Origin of the sequence: Pseudoalteromonas sp. 68 DY56-GL68 (assembly GCF_041414825.1) — a bacterium.
GTDB lineage: Bacteria > Pseudomonadota > Gammaproteobacteria > Enterobacterales > Alteromonadaceae > Pseudoalteromonas.
This window is the reverse complement of sequence record NZ_JAOCZL010000008.1, coordinates 1-25,018: the sequence shown is the minus strand read 5'-3', so window position 1 is coordinate 25,018 and position 25,018 is coordinate 1. Positions and strand designations below refer to the sequence as shown.

Sequence of the window (25,018 nt, the reverse complement as noted above, 5' to 3'; positions counted from 1 at the left end):
ACATGCAATTACATAATTTAAAAGATGAAACACAACAGGTGTCGTTTGTTGAAGCGGTAAAAACAGGGTTAGGGCGTAACCAAGGGGTGTTCTTCCCAGAAAGCCTAACGCCAATTCAAGACATTGATGCGTTACTAGATTTGGACTTTGTTAGCCGTAGCAGCAAGATTTTATCGCACCTAATTGGTGATGAGCTACCAGCAGATACCGTTGCTCAGATGGTGCAAAATGCCTTTAACTTTGATGTGAAATTAGTTGAAGTAGAAAAAGACATTTATTGCTTAGAGCTATTTCATGGTCCAACGCTTGCGTTTAAAGACTTTGGTGGCCGTTTTATGGCTGAATGTCTTGCGCAATTTAACCAAGGCGAAAAAGTCACGATTTTAACGGCTACATCAGGCGATACAGGAGCTGCGGTTGCCCATGCCTTTTACAACAAGCCAAATATTGATGTCGTGATCTTATACCCGAAAGGGAAAATATCACTGGCGCAGCAAAAGCTATTCACAACGTTAGGTAATAACATTCACTGCTATGCTGTTGATGGTAGCTTTGATGATTGTCAAAGCATGGTAAAACAAGCGTTTTTAGACGATGAAGTTAAACAAAAGCTAGGTCTAAACTCTGCTAACTCAATCAACATCAGTCGTTTAGTTGCACAGGTATGCTATTACTTTGAAGCCATTGCTCAATTACCTAAAGAGCAGCGTAGTAAAGCACATATCTCAGTACCAAGTGGTAACTTTGGTAATGTGTGCGCTGCGATGATTGGAGCAGTGCTTGGTATGCCGGTTGCTAAATTAAGCGCTACAACTAACCAAAACGACACTGTGCCACGTTTTTTACAAAACAAAGAGTGGTCGCCTAATGACACGCTTGAGTCGTTATCGAACGCAATGGATGTGAGTAAACCGAATAACTGGCCACGTGTTCAGTTTATGTTGGATAACAAATGGTTTAGCTATGATGATTTTTACTCAAGCTGTGTGGGTGAAGAAGAAACAAAAGAGGTGATGAAAAAAATTCATCAAACGGGTTACATTGCAGAGCCTCATACTGCAATTGCTTATCAAGGCTTGAAAGAAAATCTAGCAGACGGCAGCGCAGGTATCTTTTTAGCGACAGCACACCCAGCTAAATTTAAAGAAAGTGTTGAAGAAATTTTAGACATTGAACTGTCTATGCCGAAACCACTTGCTGATGCATTAGCAAAGCAATGTTTAGCTGAAGATATCAAGTTTGATTATCAATTGCTTCGCACTGAGCTACTCAGTAAACTCGCGTAATATCTATAAAAAAGAGCGGCTAAGTCGCTCTTTTTTATATTGCTTATTTTAATGAAGTAGTGAAAGGCTATGACGGTTTAAAACTCGCATAATGAGAATTACCAAAGAGGCGATACACAGTAACACACTGATAATTGAGATTATTTCGTTTTGTGTCCACTGAATTAAAGTGAACGCTGAAATGAATAAAATAAATGGTTTAAATTCATAGTAATAGTGAGATTTTGTTTGTTTTATTCTTTGGCTTGAGTGATCAGTTCTTCTGGCCTCAGAGCGCATACGCCACACATTAGCGCCCATTAAAAACAGTATTATACCGATTAAAGTTGGCACACTATCTTTGGCTAACGTAATACAACTCACCCCGAGAAAGAAGTACACATAAGGGACAACTTCGTAAATTGGTTTGGCTAACATGTCTCGCTATCATCCTTGATACTAACTAATACTATAAGATTAGTTGGTGTAAGCGGAAATACAAGTGTCAGCGGCCGCTTTTTTAATTTAGTGACATTTTAAAAATATATGTAATATTTTAAATTTATAAATTTTTGTTATGTATCAATAAAAAAATATCATTATTAAAACACTGTGAAATAAATTCAATCCCTGTTTAAATATGTTCATCATTACACGATAGGCAAAAGTGCGTTTTAAGCGTACAATATAGCCTTCAAAAAAACACCATACACGTTGCCTTAGGAGACCCCATGTTAGAACGTAGCATGAATATTTCGGATTTCGATCCAGAGTTATTTGCAGCCATCAATAAAGAGACGGCTCGTCAAGAAGAGCACATCGAACTGATCGCGTCTGAAAACTACTGTAGCCCACGCGTGCTTGAAGCACAGGGTTCTCAGCTAACGAACAAATATGCTGAAGGCTACCCAGGCAAACGTTACTATGGCGGTTGTGAGCACGTTGACGTTGTTGAGCAACTCGCTATTGACCGTGCAAACGAATTATTCGGCACTGACTACGCTAACGTTCAACCTCACGCAGGTTCACAAGCAAACGCAGCTGTTTTCCAAGCGCTTCTTCAGCCACACGATACTGTACTAGGTATGAGCTTAGCTCATGGTGGCCACTTAACTCACGGCTCACACGTTAACTTTTCTGGTAAAACGTACAATGCAATTCAATACGGCCTAAATGAAGAGACTGGCGAAATTGATTATGCTCAAGTTGAAGCACTGGCATTAGAGCACAAGCCAAAAATGATCATCGCTGGTTTCTCTGCATACTCTGGCGTTGTTGATTGGGCTAAATTCCGTGAAATCGCTGACAAAGTAGGTGCATACTTATTCGTAGATATGGCTCACGTTGCTGGTCTTATCGCTGCGGGTGTATACCCAAGCCCAATCCCTCACGCACACGTTGTTACTACAACAACTCACAAAACATTAGCGGGTCCTCGTGGCGGTCTAATCGTTTCTGCATGTGGTGATGAAGAGATTTACAAAAAGCTAAACAGCGCTGTATTCCCTGGCGGTCAAGGTGGCCCTTTATGTCACATCATCGCTGCTAAAGCGGTTGCTTTCAAAGAAGCATTACAACCAGAGTTTAAAACGTACCAAGCACAAGTTGTTAAGAACGCTCAAGCTATGGTTGAAGTACTGCAAGAGCGTGGCTACAAAGTTGTTTCTGGTAAAACAGACAACCACTTATTCCTTCTTGACCTAATCGATAAAGATATCACAGGTAAAGATGCTGACGCTGCACTAGGTAATGCAAACATCACAGTTAACAAAAACTCAGTACCAAACGACCCACGTTCACCGTTTGTAACGTCTGGTCTTCGTATTGGTTCTCCGGCGATTACTCGCCGTGGTTTCAAAGAAGCTGAGTCAAAAGAGCTTGCGGGCTGGATCTGTGACGTACTAGACAACATCAACGATGAGTCTGTACAAGCAGAAGTAAAAGAGAAAGTGAAAGCTATCTGTAAAAAATTACCAGTTTACGCTTAATTACTGGTTAAACCGTAATTAAGATAACAATAGCGTTGTTTTTTGCTATTATAAAGGCCGCTTACTAAGCGGCCTTTTTTTGTTTTTTATAAACGGAAGTTGAACCCTATGCATTGCCCTTTTTGCACCGCAAAAGATACCAAAGTAATTGATTCTCGACTTGTTGGCGGTGGTCACCAAGTGAGACGTCGACGTGAATGTAACGAATGCCATGAGCGCTTTACCACCTTTGAAGGCGCTGAGCTTGTGATGCCAAGAGTCATCAAGCAAGACGGTAGCCGCGAACCATTCAATGAAGACAAGTTACTCAATGGCTTGCATCGCGCTTTAGAGAAACGCCCTGTTAGCACTGAGCAGGTCGATGAAGTCGTTAACATCATTAAATCTCAACTTCGTGCCACCGGTGAGCGTGAGATCTCTAGCCATTTAATTGGTGAGTGCATCATGGAGTCACTGAAGAAACTCGACAAAGTGGCCTATGTGCGCTTTGCATCGGTTTATCGTTCATTTGAAGATATTCGCGAGTTTGGTGAAGAAATCGCTCGTTTAGGTGATTAATCATGTCGTTTACAGAGCTTGATACAGCTTATATGGCGCGTGCCATTGAGCTTGCTAAACAAGGTCGTTTTACTACGACGCCAAACCCGAATGTTGGCTGTGTTTTGGTTAAAGATGGCGAAATAGTCGGTGAAGGGTTTCATCAATTAGCAGGGCAGGGCCATGCTGAAGTGAATGCCTTGGCTGTAGCTGGCGACAACGCGAAAGGCGCCACTGCCTATGTGACTTTAGAGCCTTGTAGTCATTATGGACGCACTCCACCTTGTGCCGAAGGTTTAAAAGCAGCGGGTGTTAGCAAGGTGATTGCCGCTATGGTCGACCCAAACCCTGCGGTGAGTGGTCGCGGCCTACAAATTTTAGCCGACGCCGGTATTAGCGTTGCATCTGGTTTACTTGAACAACAAGCGCGCGATTTAAATAAAGGTTTTTTAAAGCGTATGGAATCAGGATTGCCATATGTGACTTGTAAAATGGCGTGTAGTTTAGATGGTAAAACTGCGCTAAGTAACGGCCAAAGTAAATGGATAACAGGCTCTAAAGCACGCCAAGACGTGCAAGCGTTTCGTGCCCAAAGTTGCGCGATACTCACTGGCGCAGATACGGTTATGACCGATAATGCAAAACTGAATGTTCGCATTGAAGAGCTTCCATTTATCATGCCAACCTCGCTGCCTTTACGCCAGCCGACCCGAGTCATTATTGATTCACAAAATAGGTTAACCCCAGAACTCGCTTTATTTAGCATTGAAAGTCCGGTGATTATTTTTACCACTTCGCTTGATAATCACACCAAGTGGCCTCACTTTGTTAAACACGAAGTGGTGCAAGCAAATAACAATAAAGTTGATTTATCGGCGGTTTTAAAGCGTCTTGCTGAACTACAATTTAATCATGTTTGGCTCGAAGCGGGTGCAACCCTTGCTGGGGTGTTCGCAGAGCAAGGTTTAATTGACGAATACATTGTTTATATTGCTCCTAAGTTAATAGGTGATTTGGGCAAAAGCTTACTAAACTTTGCAGAAGTCACCATGATGAGTGATATCACTGAGCTGACCTTTACTGATACAGTGATGATTGGTGACGACATCCGTATAACCGCGAAAAAAGCAAAGCAAGCCACATATATTGAAAATAAAGAGCAGCACTATGTTTACTGGAATAATTGAAGCAACAGGTAAAATTGTTGAACTAACACAAAAGCAAGGTGATCTAGCTATTCGTATCCAAAGCACTAATTTGGATATGAAAGACGTCAAGCTCGGTGACAGTATTGCCACCAACGGTGTGTGTTTAACGGTTGTCGCAAAATATAGCGATGGTTTTAGTGCTGACTTATCAAACGAAACAATCAGCTTAACTGGATTTGCACATTACAAAAAAGGCCAAACAGTTAATCTCGAAAAAGCCATGCAACCACTTTCTCGCTTAGGTGGGCACTTGGTATCAGGCCATGTTGATGGTATTGCGACGGTAGAAAGTATTAGTCCTAACGCTCGTGCAACAGAGTATTGGCTAAGTACCAACAGCGATTTAATGAAATACATTCCGTACAAAGGTTCGGTATGTATTGATGGTATTAGCTTAACGGTTAACGAAGTCGAGCAAAATCGCTTTAAGTTGACGATTGTTCCACACACCGCTGAGCAAACAACGATTGCAGAATTTCAGGTGGGTACTCAGGTGAACTTAGAAGTTGACCAGATTGCTCGCTACTTAGAGCGCCTAATAAAAGGGGCTGAACAACCTTCCCGTTCAGACATATCAATGAGCTTGCTAGCACAAGCTGGCTTTATTAAATAAGCACGGATAGGTCAAATTAATCATACTCTCATGGGCACATTATGAATTTACACAGCGCGCAAGAAATTATCGATGACATTAAAGCCGGTAAAATGGTTATTTTAATGGACGATGAAGACAGAGAAAATGAAGGCGATTTAATCATCGCAGCAGAACATATTAGTGCTGATGCCATCAACTTTATGGCAACACACGGCCGTGGTTTAATTTGTTTAACCATGACACAAGAGCGTTGTCAGCAGTTAGAATTACCACTTATGGTCAAAAATAACGGTGCTGCCTTTTCAACTAATTTCACTATGTCGATTGAAGCGGCGAAAGGTGTAACAACCGGCATTTCGGCGGCCGACCGTGCACGCACAGTGCAAGCGGCTATTGCTAAAGGTGCCGTGCCTAGCGATATCGTTCAACCAGGGCATATTTTTCCGATTATGGCGCAGCCAGGTGGCGTGTTAACACGTGCAGGTCATACTGAAGCAGGTTGTGATTTAGCGCGTTTAGCGGGTCTTGAACCTTCATCAGTGATTGTTGAAATTTTAAATGCAGATGGCACCATGGCACGTCGCCCTGATCTTGAAGTATTTGCGAAAGAGCATGACTTAAAGATTGGCACCATTGCGGATTTAATCGAGTACAGAAACCTAAACGAAACCACCATTGAGCGCGTTGCTAAATGTAAACTGCCAACCGATCACGGTGAGTTTGATTTAGTGACCTACAAAGACACTATTGATGGTCAACTTCATTATGTTTTACAAAAAGGTGACGTATCTAAAGATGAGCCAACGTTAGTACGTGTTCACTTACAAAGTACGTTTAATGATATTTTGCTCTCAGATCGCAATGCTGACCGTAGTTGGGGTTTATCTGATGCAATGGCTTATATTGCTAAACATGATGGTGTATTAGTAATTTTAGGTAAACAAGAGTCAACCGAAGAGCTTGAAGCAACAGTAAAAGCATTTGCCGCTGAAGATGCGGGTGAAAATGTCAGTCATCGTAAATTCCAAGGTACATCGCGTACGGTGGGGGTCGGTTCTCAGATCCTAGCTGATTTAGGTATTGAAAAGATGCGTTTAATGAGCCGTCCGAAAAAGTACCATGCGTTATCTGGTTTCCACTTAGAGGTGGTTGACTACGTTGAGCCGCAGTCTTAATTAACTAGGCTACTTTTATATTTTTGTGGTATTATGCGCCGTAATTTTTGCGCAATCGCAACCGCTTAAACTTATTTTTTAGGGTTATTAAATGAAAATTATTGAAGGTAACAAATACGCACCAGGCAAAAAATTTGCCATTGTCATTTCTCGTTTTAATGACTTTATTGGTAGTAGCCTATTAGCAGGTGCTGTTGATGAGCTTAAACGCACAGGTGGCGTATCTGACGACGACATTACTGTTGTTTACGTACCAGGTGCCGTTGAATTACCTTTAGCAGCGAAACGCGTTGCAGCAAAGAAAGAACACGATGCAATCATCGCTTTAGGCGTAGTGATCAGAGGTGGTACACCACACTTTGATTTAGTCGCTGGCGAATCAAACAAAGGTCTTGCGCAAGTATCTCTTGAGTACGATATCCCGGTTGCATTTGGCGTATTAACCACTGAAAGCATTGAGCAAGCAATTGAGCGCGCAGGTACCAAAATGGGTAATAAAGGCGGCGAAGCTGCTTTAGGTGCGCTTGAAATGGTTAATGTGTTAGACAAAATTTAAGTTTAAGGAATCTCTGTGAAACCAGCAGCAAGACGTAAAGCACGTATCTTAGCACTTCAAGCCGTATACTCTTGGCAGTTAAGCGGTAACCCAATTGCTGATATTGAACAGCAAATGTTAATTGAAAATGATGTGACTAAAATCGACGTCGAATATTTCAAAGACCTAGCACGCGGTGTTGTTGTTAACTGTAAGCAATTAGATGAAATCGTTGCACCACATTTAGCACGCCCAGCTGATGAGTTAGACATGGTCGAAAAAGCAATTTTACGTCTGTCTGGCTACGAGCTGAAATTCCGTGAAGACGTACCTTACAAAGTAGCCATCAATGAAGGCATTGAGCTTGCGAAGATGTTTGGTGCTGAAGACAGCCATAAATTTGTTAACGGTGTACTTGATAAAGCAGTGAAAGAGCTGCGCAAGTAATCAACCCCGTAAAGGAGAGCCGGCTTGGGCCGGCTTTTTTGTGTATGAAGGAATTTGAATTAATCAATCGTTACTTTAAAGGTCGCGGCATTATTCGTCGTGATGTAAACCTTGGAATTGGTGACGATTGTGCGTTAGTGACCGTGCCTGAAAACTGCCAACTGGCAGTAACAACAGACACCTTAGTTGCGGGTGTACACTTTTTTGATGATATATCACCACGTGCTCTTGGGCACCGTGCTTTAGCCGTTAATTTAAGTGATTTGGCTGCTATGGGCGCTGAACCTACGTGGGTTTCGGTTGGTTTAACATTGCCAGAAGCTAATATAGAGTGGCTTGAACAGTTCACCGAAGGCATGCATGAGATTGCGGAGTACTTCAATGTGCAGATCATTGGCGGTGACACTACACAAGGCCCTTTAACGATTACCATTTGTGCTAAAGGCATTGTACCTGAAGGCAAAGCGTTGCGTCGTAGTGGCGCTAAAGTGGGTGATTGGATTTATGTAACCGGTCCACTAGGGGATGCTGGCGTAGCCATTGAAGCCCGTAAGCAAGGCCTTGATATTGCCCCTGAACATTTAAGCTATTTAAATAATCGCCTCGATTACCCGACCCCCCGTGTGGCTGCAGGGCAAGTTCTACGCGGTGCAGCCTCATCGGCCATTGATATTTCTGATGGCTTACTGGCAGATTTAGGCCATATTTTAGCGCTATCGCAAGTTAGTGCTGTGATTAATGTTGATAAAGTGCCTGTGTCAGATGCATTAAATTCGTCGATCCCACGTAGAGAGCAATTTGATTACATTCTAAATTACGGTGACGACTACGAGTTGTTGTTTACTGTGCCTGAAAGTAATAAAAGCATGGTAGATATGAAACTACGCCAGTACGGTGTTGAAGCGAGTTGTGTTGGGCAAATTAAAAGTGGCGAGGGCGAGATTGAGCTATTACTTGATGGTGAAAAATTTAACTATCAAGGTAAGGGCTTTCAGCACTTTACGAAGGAGCCAGTTTGAGCAATAACCGTTTATTCAACTTAAAACGCCCACACCAGTTTTTTGGTTTGGGTTTTGGTTTAGGTCTTGCACCTAAAGCACCAGGCACCTTTGGGACCTTTGTTGCCTTGCCATTTATTTTCACCACTATGTATTTTCCGCTGTGGTTACAGATTGTGTTTGCAATTGTGATCAGCGTGTTTGGTATTTGGGCCTGTGGTAAAACAGCCGATGACTTAGGGGTACATGATCATCCAGCCATTGTTTGGGATGAAGTTGCTGGTTATTATATCACCATGATGGGTGCCGCATTAAGTTGGCAGTCACTATTGGTTGGTTTTTTATTGTTCCGCTTTTTTGATATTGCTAAACCAGGCCCTATCCGAATTTTAGATAGACGTTTACACGGTGGCTTGGGCATCATGGCTGATGATATTTTAGCAGGTATATTTTCATTAATTTGTGTTCAAGCCTTGTTTAAAGCAGGCTATTTACCTTTTTAAACGATGAGTTAGGTGTTACTTGGTGGCAAGTATATGATGCGATTTATAATTCTCTGTTTGTTGATGCTTTGCAGCACGTCTGCATTTGCGTCTATTACCGACTACGTCGTTAAACAGTGGAATATCCAAAATGGCTTGCCCTCACAATCTTTAAAAAGTATTGCTCAAGATGAGCAAGGCTATATGTGGCTAGGCACACAGTTTGGCCTAAGCCGCTTTGATGGAAACACCTTTACTAACTTCAATACACAAAATAGCGATTTTCTACCTAGTAATGGTATTAATAAGCTATTGGTAGATAGCACTGGGTTACTTTGGGTTGGTACCAAAAATGGTTTGGTAACACTTGACCCTAAAACTATGATGTCGCAAACCTTTAACGTAAAAGGGCCTGTTCGCGATATTCTTGAAGACTCAAAAGGCAGTATTTGGATTGCAGCCAATGGCCTTTATTTCGTAGCACGTAATCAGGTTACATTAAATCAAAATTCAGCCTTGGTCGTGCCTGTATCCAATGCCACACCAATTACGCAAATTGTCGGTTCAGTCAGTCAAATGGCGCTATCACCAGAAGGTATATGGTTGGTCAATGAGCGTCACTTATTACGTTTAACCAATACTTCATCTGACTTTGCAAAACTACGTTTAGAACTTACCGCAAAAGTGTCATTACCCGAGCGCCTAGCGCAGACCATTATCCATGATATGGCTTGGCTTGAGGGGAACTTATATTTGGCATCGGAGCTGGGTGCATACTTTCTTGATTTAGATGATGAGCTGCGTCCATTCCCACTCCCTAACGCGAGTAACTCAGCTGTTTACAAGTTTATGAGCGATTCAGATGGTGCGCTGTGGATTTCCACCTATGGTCGTTTATTATTTAGAGATAACTCAGGTGACTGGCAGTGGGTTGAGCCTAGTCAGTTAGATCAGAGCATTTGGTTTGCTGACATTTTTCGTGATAATCAAAATAATATTTGGCTGGCAAGCTTTAGTGAAGGTTTGTGGCTTGCTCACGAAGGGCGAATAGAGCGCCACTCTGCTATTTCAAATATGACCGAAGCGGTGATGGCGATCAGCCAAGCGCCTGACGGTAAGTTATGGGTTGCTAACCGTAGTGGTGTTGGTTACTTCGATTACAATAAAAATTTTGTAAATCAAATACCCAGCAATCAATTTGGTCGGGCTGCGGTGCATGACTTACAATTTGATGGCGACCGCCTTTATATTGCCACTGGTCGAGGCGTTTTTTATTATGAAAACCAGCGTCTATATACGGTACCTGGTCGAGCTCTTCGTGATAACCCCGTATTTGCAATTAGCCGTTCAAACAAAGGTGGTTTTTGGCTTGGCACGGGTCGAGGCATGTATCGGTTGAGTTATGGGGGATTAACGCCATTCGCTTACAACGCTTTTTTAAGCAGTAAATTTATAACCTACGTACTGGATGAGCAAAACTTTGGCTTAATTGGCACAAGTAAAGGTGCTTACTACTTTACCGACCGCGGTATTGAGAAAATTGGCGATCAGACCAGTTTAGAGAGTGCGTATGTGACTAGTATTTTAAATATCGACGGTGTGGGTATTTTAATTGGCTCTTTGAATGATGGCTTATTTTATCGCAGTACACAAGGGCAGTGGCGTCAGCTAGATGCTACTGACGGTTTACCCTATGGCTCTATTTTCAGTCTTGTCTACGACAAACAACTAAAGCGTATTTGGGTCAGTACCATGAAAGGCGTATACCGTATGCCTGTTGAGCAGTTTAGTACTGACATTGAGAGCTTGAAAGTTGAGCAGGTTATTTCGTCATTTGACCGCCAGCTTGATGGTAAAGCTAGCCAATGTTGTGCAGGTCTTGGTCATGATGCGGTGGCGGACACTGGTAATTCGATTTGGTATCCAAGTCTACAAGGGGTCGTTGAAATACCTAAAAGTGTTGAACTATTTGGTGTTAAAGCGCTTAAACCACGTATTGAAAACATTACCACACCTCTTCGCCAAATGAGTACGGCCTCGCTAGGTGCTAAACCTGAATTACAAATTGATGAGCGAGATGTCACCATTAAGTACACTGCTATCGATTATTATGCTCCTTCAAGTATTGAATTCCGTTACCGATTAAGTGGGTTAGATAGTCACTGGCGCTATGCAAACACACGTCGCGAAGCAATCTACACTAACTTACCACCGGGTTCTTTTTTATTTCATCTAGAAGCTAAACGCCGCGGTGAAGACTGGCAGAAAGCGCGCAGAACAGAATATGCGTTTGTTGTGCCGCAACGATTTGATGAAACTATTTATTTTAGATTGCTCATTACAAGCAGTTTTATTTTATTATTTTATCTTGTCTTTTGGGTGTTTAGAGCGCAAGAAAAACGCAAGCAGTTAGCCCTTGAAAGCTTAGTAACAGAACGCACCGTAGAGCTTCGTGAAGCGAACGATAAGCTTAATCAAGTGAACTCACAGCTTAAATTAGTTAGTCACTCAGATGAGCTTACCGGGCTTCGTAGTCGTCGCTTCTTATTTGATCAACTTCCTAAGGATATTGAGCACTTCCAGCGTAACTCGCAATCACTGCAAGCGCAGGGTAAATCCTTAGTATTGATGATTATTAACTTTGATAATTTTAGCCGTATCAATGACGCCTATGGACCGCTGGCTGGTGATAGTTGCTTACAGCAAATGGCTACACTGTTGAATAGTCGTACCCAAGGCTCTGATTATGTTGCACGTTGGAGTGGTGATGAGTTCTTACTTTTACTGCGTGATTTTAAACGTTCTGGTATAGATAGTTATGCAGCTGAACTGTGTGAGGCTATTGCGGGTAATGCATTTAGACTTCCAAATGGAGAGTCAACAACCATTACTGCTTCTCTTGGATGGTCTTTTTATCCGCTTCCTTTGCTAGGTGGGCAAGTTATTGGTTGGGAAACATCAGTGAACCTTGCAGATATCGCGCTACATCAAGTTAAAAAGCGTGGTGGCGACGGGGTGGCTAATATAACGTTTGATGAGCAGCTTGACGCATTTGAGTTTGAACAAACTCAAAATGTTGATCAGCAACTCAGCGCTCTTCAGGCTAATGGTCTAGCAGATATTAAAATCTGGATGCGCTAAATAAAAATGCCTTATCTAGGGCTAGATAAGGCATTGGAGGCCAACCAAGGCGCTTGTTACCTAAACGCCTATTGATGGTTTAGTGGTTAAGCCAAGCTGGTAAAATAGCCACCGACTCAGGCGCTGTAAATGAGTAGCTGACATCTGCAGCTATATCGCCTCCGGGGCTATTTAAAATATTATCGAAACGCATTACTAGACCGTTTGATTTCTCAGCAACATAGAGATGGCTGCCTGTGTACATAATATCTACAGGGTTACCAAGCTGACTAGCGGGGCCTGCGATGTTAACGCTAACGTTGGTTAAACCACTTGCCATTGAAGCATTATTTATCACGTAAATTTTACCGTCTGTTGCATCCGCAGCACTGCCTACATCAGAGATAATTAACGAGTCACTGGTTGGATCGTAGTCTATGCCGTGAATGTTTGTTGGCGCCACAAATGCAGTACCACCCGATGCAGGAGTAATTAAGCGATCTTCACCGGAAATAGTTGTCATGCCCGCTAGCCATTTGCTTTTAACTTCATCGAATACTGCAACCGTCCCATTGGTCAGTGCAACAAACGCTTTATCTGTTGCAGGGTCATAGTCAACATCCCAAGGGCGTGCACTAGCACTAGGAGTCAGTGTCATGAGTGGGCTTACATCACCTGTTGCGCAGCTTGAAAATATCAGCACCCCAGGTGTAGTTGGATTGAATTCTGCAACAAATACCATGCCAGCATCAGATGCTACATCAAGCCCCTTCGGTGAAATAATACCGGTATTTGCGCCGGTAATTAATCTGTCTTGAGCCATTGAAAAACTTTCGCCATCACGAGAAGTCGCCACTTTAGTTGAAATTGCAACGCCGCCAATTGACGTGCTTGCATTATCAAATGTGGCATAGCTGGTTCCTGATTTGTCGAATGCAACACTTTCAATGGTTTGGCTTGCATTATAAGTCGCAAGCTCGGCTGTTAAAGGAGCATTTAAACGACTAATTTGCCCTGTAGTAGGGCCTGCAGTCCCTGGGTTACTGCTGACTGCAACACCAAGTAGTGGCATATTTACCATGATACTATCTGAGCTATCTTGCATATCGTTATGCATGATGGTTTCTGTAATTGATTCTGGTTTTGTGGTCGCAGTGACTAAGTCTGGCGAAATATCACCGCTTGGGCCTGCAAATATGTTACTAAAGACCAGAACTGCGTCATTTGATTTTTCAGCGACTCTTAAGTCACTTCCTGTGAGGCTTATATCAACTGGGTTACCTAGCATAGACATAGGCCCTGCAATATGACGATCTACCGCGACCATGCCACTGGCTTGTGATGCATCAGAAATAACAAAAATTGCACCATCTGTTGCATCTGATGCACTGCCTACATCAGAGAGTACTAAGGTGTTAGTTTGCATATCAAGCGCGATGCCATGAATGTTGACTGAAACTTTAGCACCATTGTCATCGCTAGGTGTAATTGTTCGGGCTGGTGTTGCGACAAAGCCACCACTGACGTAATTGTCATAAACTGCTACATCACCATTAGTTAGTGCAACGTATAAACGATCGTTGTCATCGTCGTAGGTTAAGTCCCATGGTTTTGCAGCTGTGATTGTTGTTGCAAGTGGGGCCACATCACCTGCAGCTTCTTTACCGAATACAGTGACTTGCATCGCATTAAAATCAGCAATCAGCACCAAGCCATGCTTGTGAGATACATGAATACCCTTAGGGTTGACAAGGGTTGTGTTAGTACCGCTTATCATACGATCAATACTGCTGTTGTAGCTGCCATCGCTACGACTGAGCACCTGACATACGGTGCTTAACGAGCCATTACCAGAATCCGCTGCTTGCACTAAATTACCTAGGCTATCGAATGCAACACCTTCGTTGGCGCCGCTATTAAACGTACTTAATTTAGCCGCATTTTGATCAATCAAGTTGACTGTGCCTGCGTTATCAGCGCCATTGTTAGCTAGAATAAAGGTGGCTGCCGCAAAGCCTGGCGCACCATTTTGCCCATCCATTCCATCCGAACCATCTTGTCCTGCAACACCTTGTTGACCTGCTGCACCGTCTTTACCATCATCGCCACTGCAGCCTGCAATACCAATCGTAACAGCGAGTGCTAAGGCCGAAATTGTTAATTTCATAAGTTTAGATTGAGTGTCGATTTGTTCTACTGCTAGGTTGTTTTTAAACGCTTTCATTTGTTCATACCTTCTCTAATATTCCATCAAATGTGAACAGACATCGGTTTTGCTTAGCACAGCTTAAAAGCATATTACTTGCTCACGGGTTAACCTCATTGAATAAACGAAGAAGGGGTATGATTGGATGCAGAAAAATTAATTATTTTTCAATTTTTTTGGATGTGATTGTTCTATAAATAAAAAAAGGAGCTCTATGCTCCTTTTTGTAAATTAATGTCAGGCTATGAATGCGTTGATACTGGTTACTATTCCTTGGGGATCTAATCCCATTTCTGCATGCATCTCTTGTTGAGTGCCATGCTTAATGAATTCATCAGGAATACCTAAGTTTAATATTTTCACATTCGCTTTAGCGGTTGCTAAATACTCATTTACTGCAGAGCCAGCACCGCCAGCAATGGCGTTGTCTTCTAATGTCACAAGTATATCGTGCTCTGCGAGTAAGTCATCAATAGCGTGTGTATCAAGCGGCTTAATAAAACGCATATCAAGTAAGCTGGCGTTGAGTTCTTTTGCCGCCAGTTCAGCGTTTTCTAGTAATGTACCAAACGATAAAATCGCCACTTTACTGCCTTTGCGTATAGTGCGTGCACGGCCTATTTCAATTGCGCTCATTTGCGTTTCAACGTCACAATTGCCCGCACTGCCACGCGGGTAGCGAACAGCCACTGGTTGATTACATTGGTAACCAGTGTAAAGCATTTGTCGGCACTCATTGGTGTCGCTTGGTGCCATGATAATCATGTTCGGTATGCAGCGCATAAAGCTTAGGTCGTAGGCACCTTGGTGAGTTTCCCCGTCTGCGCCAACAATACCTGCACGGTCAATGGCAAATAAAACAGGAAGGTTTTGTAGTGCCACATCATGAATGAGCTGATCATATGCACGTTGTAAAAAGCTTGAGTAAATGGCAACAACTGGTTTTAAGCCTTCACATGCTAAACCTGCTGCCAGTGTTACTGCATGTTGCTCCGCTATAGCAACGTCAAAGTATTGCTCGGGGTATTCTTTCGAAAAGCGTACCATGCCTGAGCCTTCACGCATTGCTGGGGTAATCGCCATCAGCTTGTCGTCTTGTGCAGCCATATCACAAAGCCAGTCACCAAATACATTAGAGAATGTTGCGGCTCCTGGTTTTGATTTGGGTAGTTTTGACATGCTCGGATCAAATTTTGGTACACCATGGTAGCCAATAGGGTCCGCTTCAGCAGGTTTATAACCTTTCCCTTTTTGCGTTTTTATGTGCAGTAATTGTGGGCCTTTAAGGTTACGCATATTGCGTAAGGTATCAACCAACATATTTACATCGTGCCCATCAATCGGGCCGATATAATTTAAACCCAGCTCTTCAAAGAAAGTGCCAGGGATGACCATACCTTTTAAGTGCTCTTCCATGCGACTTGCAAGCTCTTTTACTGGAGGCAAGCCTGATAGCAGCTTTTTGCTGCCTTCACGGATGTTGGTATAAAAACTACCTGATAAGATTCGTGCAAAATGATTGTTCAGTGCACCCACGTTTTCAGAAATCGACATTTCATTATCATTTAAGATAATTAATACGTTAGGGTTTACATCACCCATGTGGTTCATCGCTTCGAATGCCATACCTGCGGTAATCGCACCATCACCAATAACAGCTACGGTTTTTCGATCTTTACCTTCTTTTTCAGCGGCAATGGCCATTCCTAGCGCGGCTGAAATTGATGTACTTGAGTGACCCACACTAAATGTGTCGTACTGGCTTTCTTCGCGAAATGGGAAAGGGTGTAAGCCGTCTTTTTGACGAATAGTATGCATCTGGTCACGGCGACCCGTTAAAATTTTATGTGGGTAGGCTTGATGGCCTACATCCCAAACGAGTCGATCAGAGGGCGTGTTATAAACATAATGCAGAGCGACAGTTAATTCAACCGTGCCTAACCCTGAGGCTAAATGACCACTACTTTGCGAGACTGAGTTAAGCAGGTACTCGCGTAACTCTTTACTAAACGCAGGTAATTTATCTTGCGCTAAATCACGCAGCTGTGCTGGCTCGTCAACCAAACTTAATAATGGATACTTGCTACTATCAAGTGTCATGATTTTATATACATCCTTCGCTAACCAGAGTGCATTATAGCTTATTGTGACTCTGATTTTTTAGTTATTTTGTCGTTGTTTTACGCATCAATATTTGCGTTCAACAATATAGTTGGCAAGCCTTGCCAGTTCACTCGTATCGAAATTAATCGCCTCTAAAGCTTGATGTGCTTGCGCGAGTAAATCTTGCGCTTTTTGCTTTGCGCCATCCAGTCCTAAAAGAGCGGGGTAGGTTGCTTTATTTGCTGCAATATCTGACCCTTGCGGTTTGCCAAGTGTTTCTGTATCTGCTTCGACATCTAGGATATCGTCTTGTACCTGAAAAGCCAGACCTATCGCTTGTCCAAACAAATTAAGCTGTTTTAATGTGTGTTCGTCACACTGATTGGCACACAATGCACCTAGGGTTATTGCACAATTAAGCAGTGCCCCTGTCTTCAGTTGGTGAATACGCTCTAATTGTTCGACACTGATTTCATTATTCGTCGCACTAATGTCAAGCGCTTGACCACCTACCATACCTTCAATACCTGAGGCTTTGCTTAATGAGGCGATCATTTTTATTTGCTGCGCTGGCGGTACAGAAAAAGGATGATTGGCAATTAAGTCAAAGGCAAGTGTTTGTAGTGCATCACCTGCAAGAATAGCGTTTGCTTCACCATAAACTATATGGCAAGTAGGGCGGCCACGTCGCAGATCGTCATCATCCATTGCTGGTAAGTCATCATGAACTAGTGAATAGCTATGGATACACTCAATGGCTGCTGCAAGAATATCGAGGTCTTTTTTCTGTGCCCCCATCATCCTACCTGTTGCATAAACAAGGTAAGGACGTAATCGTTTGCCGCCATTTAACACGCCATAATGAGTGGCTTCTTTTATTGTTTGTTCGGTATCTAAAGGCTGATCAAAATAGTGATTAAGTGTTGCTTCAACATCATTGCGAGCATCTTGCAGTTGGTCTATTAATTGCACTGAAATTAGTCCAAATTTGAATCGAAATTGCTCAGTGGAGCTTGGCTATCGTTACCCATAAGTATGGCAACTTTTTGTTCTGCTTGTTGTAGTTTACCTGATGAGGCATTAGCTAATGCAATACCACGTTCAAACTGCTTAAGAGATTGCTCTAATGACAAGTCACCCTGTTCCATTTGTACAACAATATTAGATAATTCATCCAAGGCTTCTTCAAAGCTCAAGTTTTCTGGTTTCTTCGCTGCCATAGTGGCCTCACTAGCTGATAGAAAGTGAGGCCAATTTTAGGGGGAATGCTAAACTAGGTCAAAGAATGATGTGTTTTTTTACGCATAAAGCAACGCCAATATGCTATTTTTACGCTTTTAGACACAAGATAAACTTGTAGCTTGAGAAACTTACATTAAAATAAAATTAATTCATTTAATGATTTAAGTATTTCAATTGCTTGCCGATAAGCAGTTAATAATAAAAATTTGATGCCTTAGGGTATCGTGCAATTGTTCCTCTGGAGGGGTATGTGGATTTAGCAACCATAATAGGTATTCTTGGTGCCATAGGCTTAATTGCTATGTCGATGGTGTTAAGTAGTGATGGCCAAGTTGCAATGTTTTATAACACCCCTTCGGTGGTCATTGTATTTGGCGGCTCTATTTTCATTGTGTTGTCAAACTTTACTATGGGTCAGTTTTTGGGCATAGGTAAAGTTGCCGCGAAAGCTTTCATGTTCAAAATAGAATCTCCAGAAGAGCTAATAGAGAAAGCTGTAGAGTTAGCTGATTCAGCACGTAAAGGTGGTTTTTTAGCACTCGAAGAAGCTGAAATTCCTAATGGCTTTATGCGCAAGGGCGTTGATATGCTCGTCGATGGTCATGACGCCGATGTGGTTCGTGCTACCTTGCAAAAAGATATCGCACTTACTGCAACTCGTCATGAACATGGCGCGGGACTATTTAAATCGTTAGCCGACATAGCTCCTGCAATGGGTATGATAGGCACGCTAATTGGCCTTGTTGCCATGTTATCAAATATGGATGATCCTAAAGCTATCGGTCCTGCGATGGCCGTTGCACTATTAACGACATTATATGGTGCTTTCTTAGCGAACGTGGTTGCTATTCCAATTCAGGTCAAACTAGAGCTACGTAAAGACGAAGAGGCTCTTAATCAACGCTTAATTCTCGACGCAGTACTAGGTATTCAAGACGGTCAAAACCCGAAAGTAATAGAAGGTATCTTGAAAAACTACTTAGCAGAGTCTAAACGAAAAGTGGATACTGAGGAGTAAGCATGTCTGATCAAGAGTGCAAATGTCCACCTCCGGGTTTACCAGCTTGGATGGGAACCTTCGCAGATTTAATGTCACTGTTAATGTGCTTCTTTGTACTCTTGCTTGCCTTTTCTGAAATGGATGTTCTTAAGTTTAAGCAAATTGCTGGCTCAATGAAGTTTGCTTTTGGTGTGCAAAACAAAATTGAAGTAAAAGACATCCCAAAAGGAACTTCAGTAATAGCCATGGAGTTTACGCCAGGTAAACCCGAGCCTACGCCTATCGAAACAATTCAACAACAAACGGTTGAAATGACCCAGCAAATGTTGGAATTCCAAGCCGGTGATGAAAGCTCAGCAGGTGGACGTCAAGAGCAGCGTGGTAACAAGCGTGGCGGTGAGTCTCAAAGTACAGCGCAAGAACAAGCGATGGATCAATCTATTTCCGCTGCGAATCAAGAACAAACCAACGAGCTTGTGAAGAAAATTGCGCAACAACTTGAACAACAGATTATTGATGGTGCGATTGAACTAGAGTCTTTAGGCCAGCAAATTATTATTCGTATTCGGGAAAATGGCTCATTTCCTTCAGGGAGTGCGTTTTTACAACCTAAATTCAAACCAATTATTCGAGATATTGCAACCTTGCTAAAAGACGTGCCTGGCGAAATAACGGTATCTGGTCACACAGATGATTTTCAGGTTTCCAATGAGTTATATACCAATAATTGGGATTTATCTTCAAAGCGTGCAGTTGCAGTTGCAAGTGAAATGGAAAAAGCCCCAGGTTTCGATAAATCGAGAATGGTCGTAGTGGGCCATGCTGAAACGAGGCCACTTGTTCCCAATGTTACCGATGAAGATAGAAAGCGTAACCGTCGCGTCGAAATCTCAATTATGCAAGGCAAGGCGCAAGAGTCGGATCCTATTGATGTAAGACCCTAAATCAGTTACAGTTACAATTAGTTAAAGAATGTAATGGGTATAAGAATGAAAAAGCTTGATAAATATTGCTACCTGCCAGGTAACGGTGATGGTAACGATGGTAAAACAGAAAACTGATTAAGGTCGCTACTTGTGCCGGATTGGTTTAACTCTTTTATTGTTATATTGAGTAATAGCTGGGTGTTCATTCTGAGCCCAGCTATTTTTGTTTTTTATATCAGAAATGATTGGCTCGCCTTTAGGTTTTCTGTAATAACCGCTAGTTTTTTTCTATATGGCACTCTTATCCATTCAAGCCTTAGCGAGTTTGATGACATCTTTGTTTGGCGTTACGTCGTATGGGCATTTAATGACATAGCATGGATGGCCATCATTGCTTATCTTGGTATAAAAGATAAGGTTTATCTTTGGCAGAGCGTGCTAGGGCAGTTAGTTGTTGTAATGGCACCCATATTACAACTATTTCGCGTAATTGATATTCACTTATGGGATTTATCGTATAGCACATATATGTATAAAACCTTACTCCCTCTTATTAATATAGGCACTGTAGTTGTATGTTATTTGCCTATGATTTACTTATTCACCCGTCGCAATAGGCTCGCCGACACCATTCCTAAGTAAAAAATGCTGTGTTAGACTACTGTTTATAAAAACAGTATTTAGTGTTGCGTTATGAAACTTTACATTGCCGAAAAGCCGTCCCTAGCAAGAGCCATTGCTGATGCATTGCCAAAACCACAAAAAAAGCAAGATGGTTATATTGAGCTTGCTAATGGTGATTGTGTTTCTTGGTGTATTGGCCATTTGCTTGAACAAGCTGAGCCTGACGATTACGACGCAAGTTTTAAAAAGTGGCGATTTGAGCACTTACCTATCGTGCCTGAACAATGGCAGTTAAAACCTAAATCAAAAACACGCAAACAACTCACCGTATTAAAAAAGCTGATTAAGCAAGCGAGTATAATCGTCCATGCCGGTGATCCTGACCGTGAAGGACAGTTATTGGTAGATGAAGTAATTGAACAGGTAAAACTAAGCCAAGCTAAAAAACAACAAATCCAGCGGCTCTTAATAAGCGACTTAAACTTAAGTGCAGTTAAAAAAGCGCTGAATAATTTAAAGTCGAATCGCGATTTTATTCCTTTGAGCGTATCAGCCTTAGCTCGCTCACGTGCCGATTGGTTATTTGGTATGAATTTAACGCGAGCTTATACGCTTGCTGGACAAAAAGCAGGGTTTGGTAATGTGTTGTCTGTAGGTCGTGTTCAAACACCTATTTTAGGGCTAGTTGTAAATCGCGATAATGAAATAGCTAACTTTGTAGCAAAACCTTTCTACGAAGTTTTGGCTCATCTTGAAACAGAGCAGCAACAAACATTCTCTGCTAAGTGGCAACCAAGTAAAGCATGCGAGCCCTATCAAGATGAAGAAGGTAGAGTATTACATAGAGGGCTTGCTGAAAATGTTGTGTCACGAATAACTAATCAACCAGCTAAGGTGGTTGAGCTTGAGCAAAAACAAAAAAAACAACAAGCCCCATTGCCTTATAACTTATCTGCTTTACAAATCGATGCAGCAAAAGCGTTTTCAATGCCAGCACAAAAGGTGCTCGATACCTGTCAAAGTTTGTACGAACGCCATAAGTTAATTACGTATCCTCGTTCAGATAATCGCTATTTACCAAAAGAACACCATAAAGATGTAACGAGTATTATTGCTGCAATTGCTAATAATGAAGGGCAAAGTAGTGAAGCTTGTAAGCAAGCTGATACCAGTAAGCGGAGTAAATGTTTTAATGACAGCAAAGTTGCAGCTCACCACGCTATTGTTCCTACCGAAAAACAACTTCGCTCAGCATCATTAAATAGTGATGAACAAAAAATCTATCGATTGATCTGTCGTCATTATTTAATTCAGTTTTATCCAAGCTATGTGTTTAACGAAACCAAAGTAACGGTTGAAATTGCGGGTGGTCTTTTTAAAGCTGCTGCTAAGCAAGATATTAGCTTAGGGTTTAAAACATTAATGGGCAAAACAGAGTTAAAAGATGAGCAAACCTTACCTGCACTTGAAAAAGGTCAGCCGCTGCATTGTAATCAAGGTGAAGTGATAGACAAAATGACCACACCGCCAGCGCACTTTACTGATGCGACCTTACTAAGTGCTATGACAGGCATCAGCCGATATGTAAAAGACTCTGAAATTAAAAAGATCCTCAAAGAAACGGATGGTCTAGGGACTGAGGCTACACGGGCAGGCATTCTTGAGCTTTTATTCAAGCGCCGCTTTTTAGAGCGTCAAGGTAAAAACATTTTAGCTACAGCAACAGGTAAAGCACTTATTAGCACTTTACCCGAGCAGCTTGCTAGCCCTGACTTAACAGCTAAGTGGGAAGCATCATTAGGGAACATAGCTGAACAGCATATGAGTTATCAGCAGTTTTTAACGCCATTACTGACTGAGTTACATGCTTTAGTCGATCAAGCCAAACAGTGCGACAGTCAAGTCTTTGCTCAATTACCAAAAACGCCGCAAAAGCGACGTTTTAAAAGAAAAGCTAAGCCCAGAGCTAAATCAACCTAAACTACTGTTTGTTGAATAGGGCAACCGCGGCATTACTCATAGCTGTAATACCCGTAGGAAGTGCTTTTTTGTAATCAGGTGCAAACTTACTTGAGTGTAAAGAAGGTAATGTTGCACCAGATTGCATCGCCGCATCATACTGACTAGGCTCAACACCACCTAACCAAAATAAAGTAATTGGAATATTCTTATCTGTACGTCCGTATAAACCAAAGTCTTCGCCGGCCATCACAGCGTCAGTTTCCAGTACATTGCTCTTGCCTATTGCGTTAGAAATAGCATTACGGACTAGATTGGTTTGCTCAGGATTATTATAAGTAGATGGAATAGACTCATCTTCATGCACATACACTTCGGGCGCTAAGCTTTCATCAAGTCCTGCACTTAATGCAATCCCTTTAGAGATACGTTTAATTGCTGCGATTTGTTGTAATCGCACTTCAGGGTTATAACTACGAAGCGTTAATTGCAGTTTAACTTCATCTGAAATGACATTGTGTTTAGAGCCACCGTGAATTGAGCCAACGGTGATCACTGACGGTTCAAGTGGTGATAATTCGCGACTAGTAATAGTTTGCAGTGCCAACACAATACGTGAAGCAATCACAACAGGGTCAATGGTTGTGTGTGGGTAAGCACCGTGACCGCCTTTTCCTTTTACAGTAATATCAACTGAGTCAACACTTGCCATTGTGTACTCATTTTTCATGCTGATTTTACCAGCTGGAACACTGGCACTGACATGTAAAGCAATAACGTGGTCAGGCGTAGGGTACTTGGTAAAAAGTCCTTCTTTAAGCATTGCTTTTGCACCACCGCCTACTTCTTCAGCGGGTTGTGCGACCATCATTAATGTACCTTGCCACTGCTCTTTGTGTGTCATTAACTGTTGGGCTGTGCCAATAAACGAACTCATGTGAATATCATGACCACAGCCATGCATTACACCGACAGTTGAGCCTTCGTCGTTTGTAACCGTTACTTTTGAAGCGTACGGTTTACCAGTTTGTTCAACAATGGGTAAGCCATCTGTATCGGTACGGATCATCACAGTTGGTCCAGTACCATTTTTATAAATACCAACTACGCCATAGCCACCTACATTATCAGTAACCTCAAAGCCAAGTTTAGTAAGTCGCTTTGCTAATTTTTTACCTGTTTGTTTTTCATGATAAGAAAGTTCTGGAGATTGATGTAAATCTAGGTAAAGCTTTTCAATCTCTGGCATGGTTTTCTGAAGATTTAAATCTAAGGTTGTTGCTTGTGTTATGGGAGTGAGAAGTAATAACGCAGCAGATATAACTGATAATTTCATAATGACCTCGACTGAATGGGCTTGTAATTGTTATGTTTGTCACCATATAAAAACCTAAATACTTATATAGTGCAATTGATCAAATGAATAATATGGTAAATGTTACTCCACAGAATTTACAGCAAGTACTGGGTGAGACCTCAGCCGAAAAATTAGTTTTACTAACTTTCTACTCTGCGCAAAACCCAGAGTGTCATCAGCAAGCTGTCATTTTAGAAAAAATCGCACATGAATACGGTGAGCATTTATTAGTAGCAACCTTAGACTGTGATGTTGAGCAGGCCCTTGCAGCGCAACTTGCACAGCAAATTGGTTTGCAAGCATTACCAACGCTTGTGATGTTAAAAGATTCAGCGCCTGTGGATATGTTACCGGGTGCTCAAACAGAGCAGCAAATTCGTGACGCGCTAGCCAAACATTTACCTGCCCAGCACGAGCTATTACTGGAGCAAGCTAAGCAAGCGTTAATTAATCAAGATTTAAATAATGCGTTTAATTATGCAAAGCAGGCTTATGAGCTTGATCCGAGCCATACGCGTGTAAAATTAGTATTAGCTGATATTTGTATTCAAATTCATAAATTAGAAGATGCACAAGCATTACTAGATTCAGTGGCAGAGAATGAACGTGATGCGTATTTCACAAATATTCAAGCAAAGTGTGAACAAGCATTAGCTGCAACAGACTCTCCAGAAATAAAAGCACTGCAAGCTAAAGTTGAAAAATACCCAAATGATTTAGAGATAAAAGTAGAGCTAAGCAATGCGCTCAATAACGCGGGTCGTAAAGAAGAAGCTTTAGAGGTGTTATTTAATGTGCTTAAAAAAGATCTTAACTACGCGGATGCAAAACCAAGCTATCTAGAAATCATTGCCTCTTTACCTGATGGCGATGCATTGGCGTCTAAGTATCGTCGTAAACTATATAGTATCTTGTACTAATCCATCATTGATTGATAAAAGCGCCATTAAAAATAGTGGCGCTTTTTTATTTAAAAACTTGCGTATTACCTAATTTCGATAATACTTAAGATCCTCTCGAGAAAAGTTGACTGTATTTTGTACAGTAAACTGTGTTTTTTACTGCCTTTAGCTTGTTTTTTGCGCGAAAGGTAAGTTTTTAGTAATTTTCTACAAAAAGTGCTTGCGTTAATTCTTCGCATCCCTATAATGCGCATCCACTGACACGGCAGGCAGCAATGAAAAGCGCTGAGCAAAGTGACAGAGAGTTAAGTAAAACTTCGGTTTAAAACGGTCTAAAAAGAAAGTTTGA

At 41.9% G+C, this 25,018-nt stretch carries 22 protein-coding genes; 16 read left to right on the top strand and 6 right to left on the bottom strand.

The window, feature by feature from the left end:
- Nucleotides 1-2 precede the first annotated feature (2 nt).
- Nucleotides 3-1,286, top strand: a complete 1,284-nt coding sequence (gene thrC / locus NYF15_RS05450) for a threonine synthase (protein WP_237120093.1) — start codon at nucleotides 3-5, stop codon at nucleotides 1,284-1,286.
- Nucleotides 1,287-1,334: 48 nt separating this feature from the next.
- On the opposite strand, the gene NYF15_RS05445 is transcribed toward thrC, so the two are convergent.
- Nucleotides 1,335-1,703 (bottom strand): hypothetical protein, encoded by a 369-nt coding sequence (locus tag NYF15_RS05445; RefSeq protein ID WP_371353031.1) that lies wholly within the window; start codon nucleotides 1,701-1,703, stop codon nucleotides 1,335-1,337.
- A 293-nt stretch (nucleotides 1,704-1,996) separates the two neighbouring features.
- Here NYF15_RS05445 and glyA point away from each other — a divergent pair, with 293 nt between their 5' ends.
- The 10 genes from glyA (at nucleotide 1,997) to NYF15_RS05395 (ending at nucleotide 12,371) form a co-directional block, all read left to right on the top strand.
- Nucleotides 1,997-3,253 carry a serine hydroxymethyltransferase gene (glyA, locus tag NYF15_RS05440; protein WP_062570197.1) on the top strand — a complete coding sequence of 419 codons (1,257 nt, stop codon included), beginning with the start codon at nucleotides 1,997-1,999 and terminating at the stop codon, nucleotides 3,251-3,253.
- A 108-nt stretch (nucleotides 3,254-3,361) separates the two neighbouring features.
- Nucleotides 3,362-3,811, top strand: a complete 450-nt coding sequence (nrdR, locus tag NYF15_RS05435; protein WP_054552576.1) for a transcriptional regulator NrdR — start codon at nucleotides 3,362-3,364, stop codon at nucleotides 3,809-3,811.
- Between the two features lie 2 nt (nucleotides 3,812-3,813).
- The gene (ribD, locus tag NYF15_RS05430) at nucleotides 3,814-4,977 is read left to right on the top strand and encodes a bifunctional diaminohydroxyphosphoribosylaminopyrimidine deaminase/5-amino-6-(5-phosphoribosylamino)uracil reductase RibD (protein ID WP_371353030.1); all 1,164 of its coding nucleotides are present in this window, start codon (nucleotides 3,814-3,816) and stop codon (nucleotides 4,975-4,977) included.
- Nucleotides 4,958-5,611, top strand: coding sequence for a riboflavin synthase (locus NYF15_RS05425; RefSeq protein ID WP_130150829.1), 654 nt, complete (start codon nucleotides 4,958-4,960; stop codon nucleotides 5,609-5,611). Before ribD ends, NYF15_RS05425 begins: the two co-directional genes overlap by 20 nt.
- Nucleotides 5,612-5,652: 41 nt before the next feature.
- On the top strand, nucleotides 5,653-6,768 hold the full coding sequence (ribBA, locus tag NYF15_RS05420; protein WP_130150830.1) for a bifunctional 3,4-dihydroxy-2-butanone-4-phosphate synthase/GTP cyclohydrolase II: 1,116 nt from the start codon (nucleotides 5,653-5,655) through the stop codon (nucleotides 6,766-6,768).
- A gap of 91 nt (nucleotides 6,769-6,859) precedes the next feature.
- Nucleotides 6,860-7,324, top strand: coding sequence for a 6,7-dimethyl-8-ribityllumazine synthase (ribE, locus tag NYF15_RS05415; protein WP_036966328.1), 465 nt, complete (start codon nucleotides 6,860-6,862; stop codon nucleotides 7,322-7,324).
- A 15-nt stretch (nucleotides 7,325-7,339) separates the two neighbouring features.
- Nucleotides 7,340-7,750: a transcription antitermination factor NusB gene (gene nusB, locus NYF15_RS05410; RefSeq protein WP_054552571.1), complete on the top strand. Its 411-nt coding sequence runs from the start codon at nucleotides 7,340-7,342 to the stop codon at nucleotides 7,748-7,750.
- A 44-nt stretch (nucleotides 7,751-7,794) separates the two neighbouring features.
- A complete protein-coding gene (thiL, locus tag NYF15_RS05405) occupies nucleotides 7,795-8,769 on the top strand; it encodes a thiamine-phosphate kinase (protein ID WP_130150831.1) in 975 nt (324 codons plus the stop codon).
- Nucleotides 8,766-9,251 carry a phosphatidylglycerophosphatase A gene (locus NYF15_RS05400; protein ID WP_371353029.1) on the top strand — a complete coding sequence of 162 codons (486 nt, stop codon included), beginning with the start codon at nucleotides 8,766-8,768 and terminating at the stop codon, nucleotides 9,249-9,251. Before thiL ends, NYF15_RS05400 begins: the two co-directional genes overlap by 4 nt.
- A gap of 33 nt (nucleotides 9,252-9,284) precedes the next feature.
- Entirely contained in the window at nucleotides 9,285-12,371 is a 3,087-nt protein-coding gene (locus NYF15_RS05395; protein WP_130150833.1) for a ligand-binding sensor domain-containing diguanylate cyclase, read from the top strand.
- 79 nt (nucleotides 12,372-12,450) lie between these two features.
- Here the strand turns inward: NYF15_RS05395 and NYF15_RS05390 are convergent, their stop codons facing one another.
- The 4 genes from NYF15_RS05390 to xseB all read right to left on the bottom strand — a co-directional run bounded on the left by NYF15_RS05390 (nucleotide 12,451) and on the right by xseB (nucleotide 17,879).
- Nucleotides 12,451-14,574, bottom strand: a complete 2,124-nt coding sequence (locus NYF15_RS05390) for a hypothetical protein (RefSeq protein ID WP_371353028.1) — start codon at nucleotides 14,572-14,574, stop codon at nucleotides 12,451-12,453.
- A 219-nt stretch (nucleotides 14,575-14,793) separates the two neighbouring features.
- Complete coding sequence (gene dxs / locus NYF15_RS05385; protein ID WP_371353027.1) at nucleotides 14,794-16,656, bottom strand: 1-deoxy-D-xylulose-5-phosphate synthase; 1,863 nt, start codon at nucleotides 16,654-16,656, stop codon at nucleotides 14,794-14,796.
- An 87-nt stretch (nucleotides 16,657-16,743) separates the two neighbouring features.
- The gene (gene ispA, locus NYF15_RS05380) at nucleotides 16,744-17,631 is read right to left on the bottom strand and encodes a (2E,6E)-farnesyl diphosphate synthase (protein ID WP_130150835.1); all 888 of its coding nucleotides are present in this window, start codon (nucleotides 17,629-17,631) and stop codon (nucleotides 16,744-16,746) included.
- A gap of 5 nt (nucleotides 17,632-17,636) precedes the next feature.
- Nucleotides 17,637-17,879, bottom strand: a complete 243-nt coding sequence (gene xseB / locus NYF15_RS05375; protein ID WP_062570206.1) for an exodeoxyribonuclease VII small subunit — start codon at nucleotides 17,877-17,879, stop codon at nucleotides 17,637-17,639.
- Between the two features lie 272 nt (nucleotides 17,880-18,151).
- On the opposite strand from xseB, the gene pomA reads away from it, so the two are divergent.
- The 4 genes from pomA to NYF15_RS05355 all read left to right on the top strand — a co-directional run bounded on the left by pomA (nucleotide 18,152) and on the right by NYF15_RS05355 (nucleotide 22,431).
- On the top strand, nucleotides 18,152-18,919 hold the full coding sequence (gene pomA / locus NYF15_RS05370; protein ID WP_062570207.1) for a flagellar motor protein PomA: 768 nt from the start codon (nucleotides 18,152-18,154) through the stop codon (nucleotides 18,917-18,919).
- A gap of 2 nt (nucleotides 18,920-18,921) precedes the next feature.
- Nucleotides 18,922-19,845: a flagellar motor protein MotB gene (locus NYF15_RS05365; RefSeq protein WP_130150836.1), complete on the top strand. Its 924-nt coding sequence runs from the start codon at nucleotides 18,922-18,924 to the stop codon at nucleotides 19,843-19,845.
- 132 nt (nucleotides 19,846-19,977) lie between these two features.
- Nucleotides 19,978-20,469 carry a hypothetical protein gene (locus NYF15_RS05360; RefSeq protein WP_371353026.1) on the top strand — a complete coding sequence of 164 codons (492 nt, stop codon included), beginning with the start codon at nucleotides 19,978-19,980 and terminating at the stop codon, nucleotides 20,467-20,469.
- Nucleotides 20,470-20,520: 51 nt separating this feature from the next.
- Nucleotides 20,521-22,431 (top strand): DNA topoisomerase III, encoded by a 1,911-nt coding sequence (locus tag NYF15_RS05355; RefSeq protein WP_371353025.1) that lies wholly within the window; start codon nucleotides 20,521-20,523, stop codon nucleotides 22,429-22,431.
- Between the two features lies 1 nt (nucleotide 22,432).
- Here the strand turns inward: NYF15_RS05355 and NYF15_RS05350 are convergent, their stop codons facing one another.
- Nucleotides 22,433-23,746, bottom strand: coding sequence for a M20 family metallopeptidase (locus tag NYF15_RS05350; protein ID WP_371353024.1), 1,314 nt, complete (start codon nucleotides 23,744-23,746; stop codon nucleotides 22,433-22,435).
- A gap of 83 nt (nucleotides 23,747-23,829) precedes the next feature.
- Here NYF15_RS05350 and NYF15_RS05345 point away from each other — a divergent pair, with 83 nt between their 5' ends.
- Nucleotides 23,830-24,687 (top strand): tetratricopeptide repeat protein, encoded by an 858-nt coding sequence (locus NYF15_RS05345; protein WP_062570212.1) that lies wholly within the window; start codon nucleotides 23,830-23,832, stop codon nucleotides 24,685-24,687.
- Nucleotides 24,688-25,018: the final 331 nt, after the last annotated feature.

What these genes read in the sequence shown, in the direction of transcription:
- thrC (WP_237120093.1), top strand. Translation starts at nt 3, where the DNA reads ATGCAATTACATAATTTAAAAGATGAAACACAACAGGTGTCGTTTGTT.
- NYF15_RS05445 (WP_371353031.1), bottom strand. Translation starts at nt 1,703, where the DNA reads ATGTTAGCCAAACCAATTTACGAAGTTGTCCCTTATGTGTACTTCTTT.
- glyA (WP_062570197.1), top strand. Translation starts at nt 1,997, where the DNA reads ATGTTAGAACGTAGCATGAATATTTCGGATTTCGATCCAGAGTTATTT.
- nrdR (WP_054552576.1), top strand. Translation starts at nt 3,362, where the DNA reads ATGCATTGCCCTTTTTGCACCGCAAAAGATACCAAAGTAATTGATTCT.
- ribD (WP_371353030.1), top strand. Translation starts at nt 3,814, where the DNA reads ATGTCGTTTACAGAGCTTGATACAGCTTATATGGCGCGTGCCATTGAG.
- NYF15_RS05425 (WP_130150829.1), top strand. Translation starts at nt 4,958, where the DNA reads ATGTTTACTGGAATAATTGAAGCAACAGGTAAAATTGTTGAACTAACA.
- ribBA (WP_130150830.1), top strand. Translation starts at nt 5,653, where the DNA reads ATGAATTTACACAGCGCGCAAGAAATTATCGATGACATTAAAGCCGGT.
- ribE (WP_036966328.1), top strand. Translation starts at nt 6,860, where the DNA reads ATGAAAATTATTGAAGGTAACAAATACGCACCAGGCAAAAAATTTGCC.
- thiL (WP_130150831.1), top strand. Translation starts at nt 7,795, where the DNA reads ATGAAGGAATTTGAATTAATCAATCGTTACTTTAAAGGTCGCGGCATT.
- NYF15_RS05395 (WP_130150833.1), top strand. Translation starts at nt 9,285, where the DNA reads ATGATGCGATTTATAATTCTCTGTTTGTTGATGCTTTGCAGCACGTCT.
- NYF15_RS05390 (WP_371353028.1), bottom strand. Translation starts at nt 14,574, where the DNA reads ATGAAAGCGTTTAAAAACAACCTAGCAGTAGAACAAATCGACACTCAA.
- dxs (WP_371353027.1), bottom strand. Translation starts at nt 16,656, where the DNA reads ATGACACTTGATAGTAGCAAGTATCCATTATTAAGTTTGGTTGACGAG.
- xseB (WP_062570206.1), bottom strand. Translation starts at nt 17,879, where the DNA reads ATGGCAGCGAAGAAACCAGAAAACTTGAGCTTTGAAGAAGCCTTGGAT.
- NYF15_RS05365 (WP_130150836.1), top strand. Translation starts at nt 18,922, where the DNA reads ATGTCTGATCAAGAGTGCAAATGTCCACCTCCGGGTTTACCAGCTTGG.
- NYF15_RS05355 (WP_371353025.1), top strand. Translation starts at nt 20,521, where the DNA reads ATGAAACTTTACATTGCCGAAAAGCCGTCCCTAGCAAGAGCCATTGCT.
- NYF15_RS05350 (WP_371353024.1), bottom strand. Translation starts at nt 23,746, where the DNA reads ATGAAATTATCAGTTATATCTGCTGCGTTATTACTTCTCACTCCCATA.
- NYF15_RS05345 (WP_062570212.1), top strand. Translation starts at nt 23,830, where the DNA reads ATGAATAATATGGTAAATGTTACTCCACAGAATTTACAGCAAGTACTG.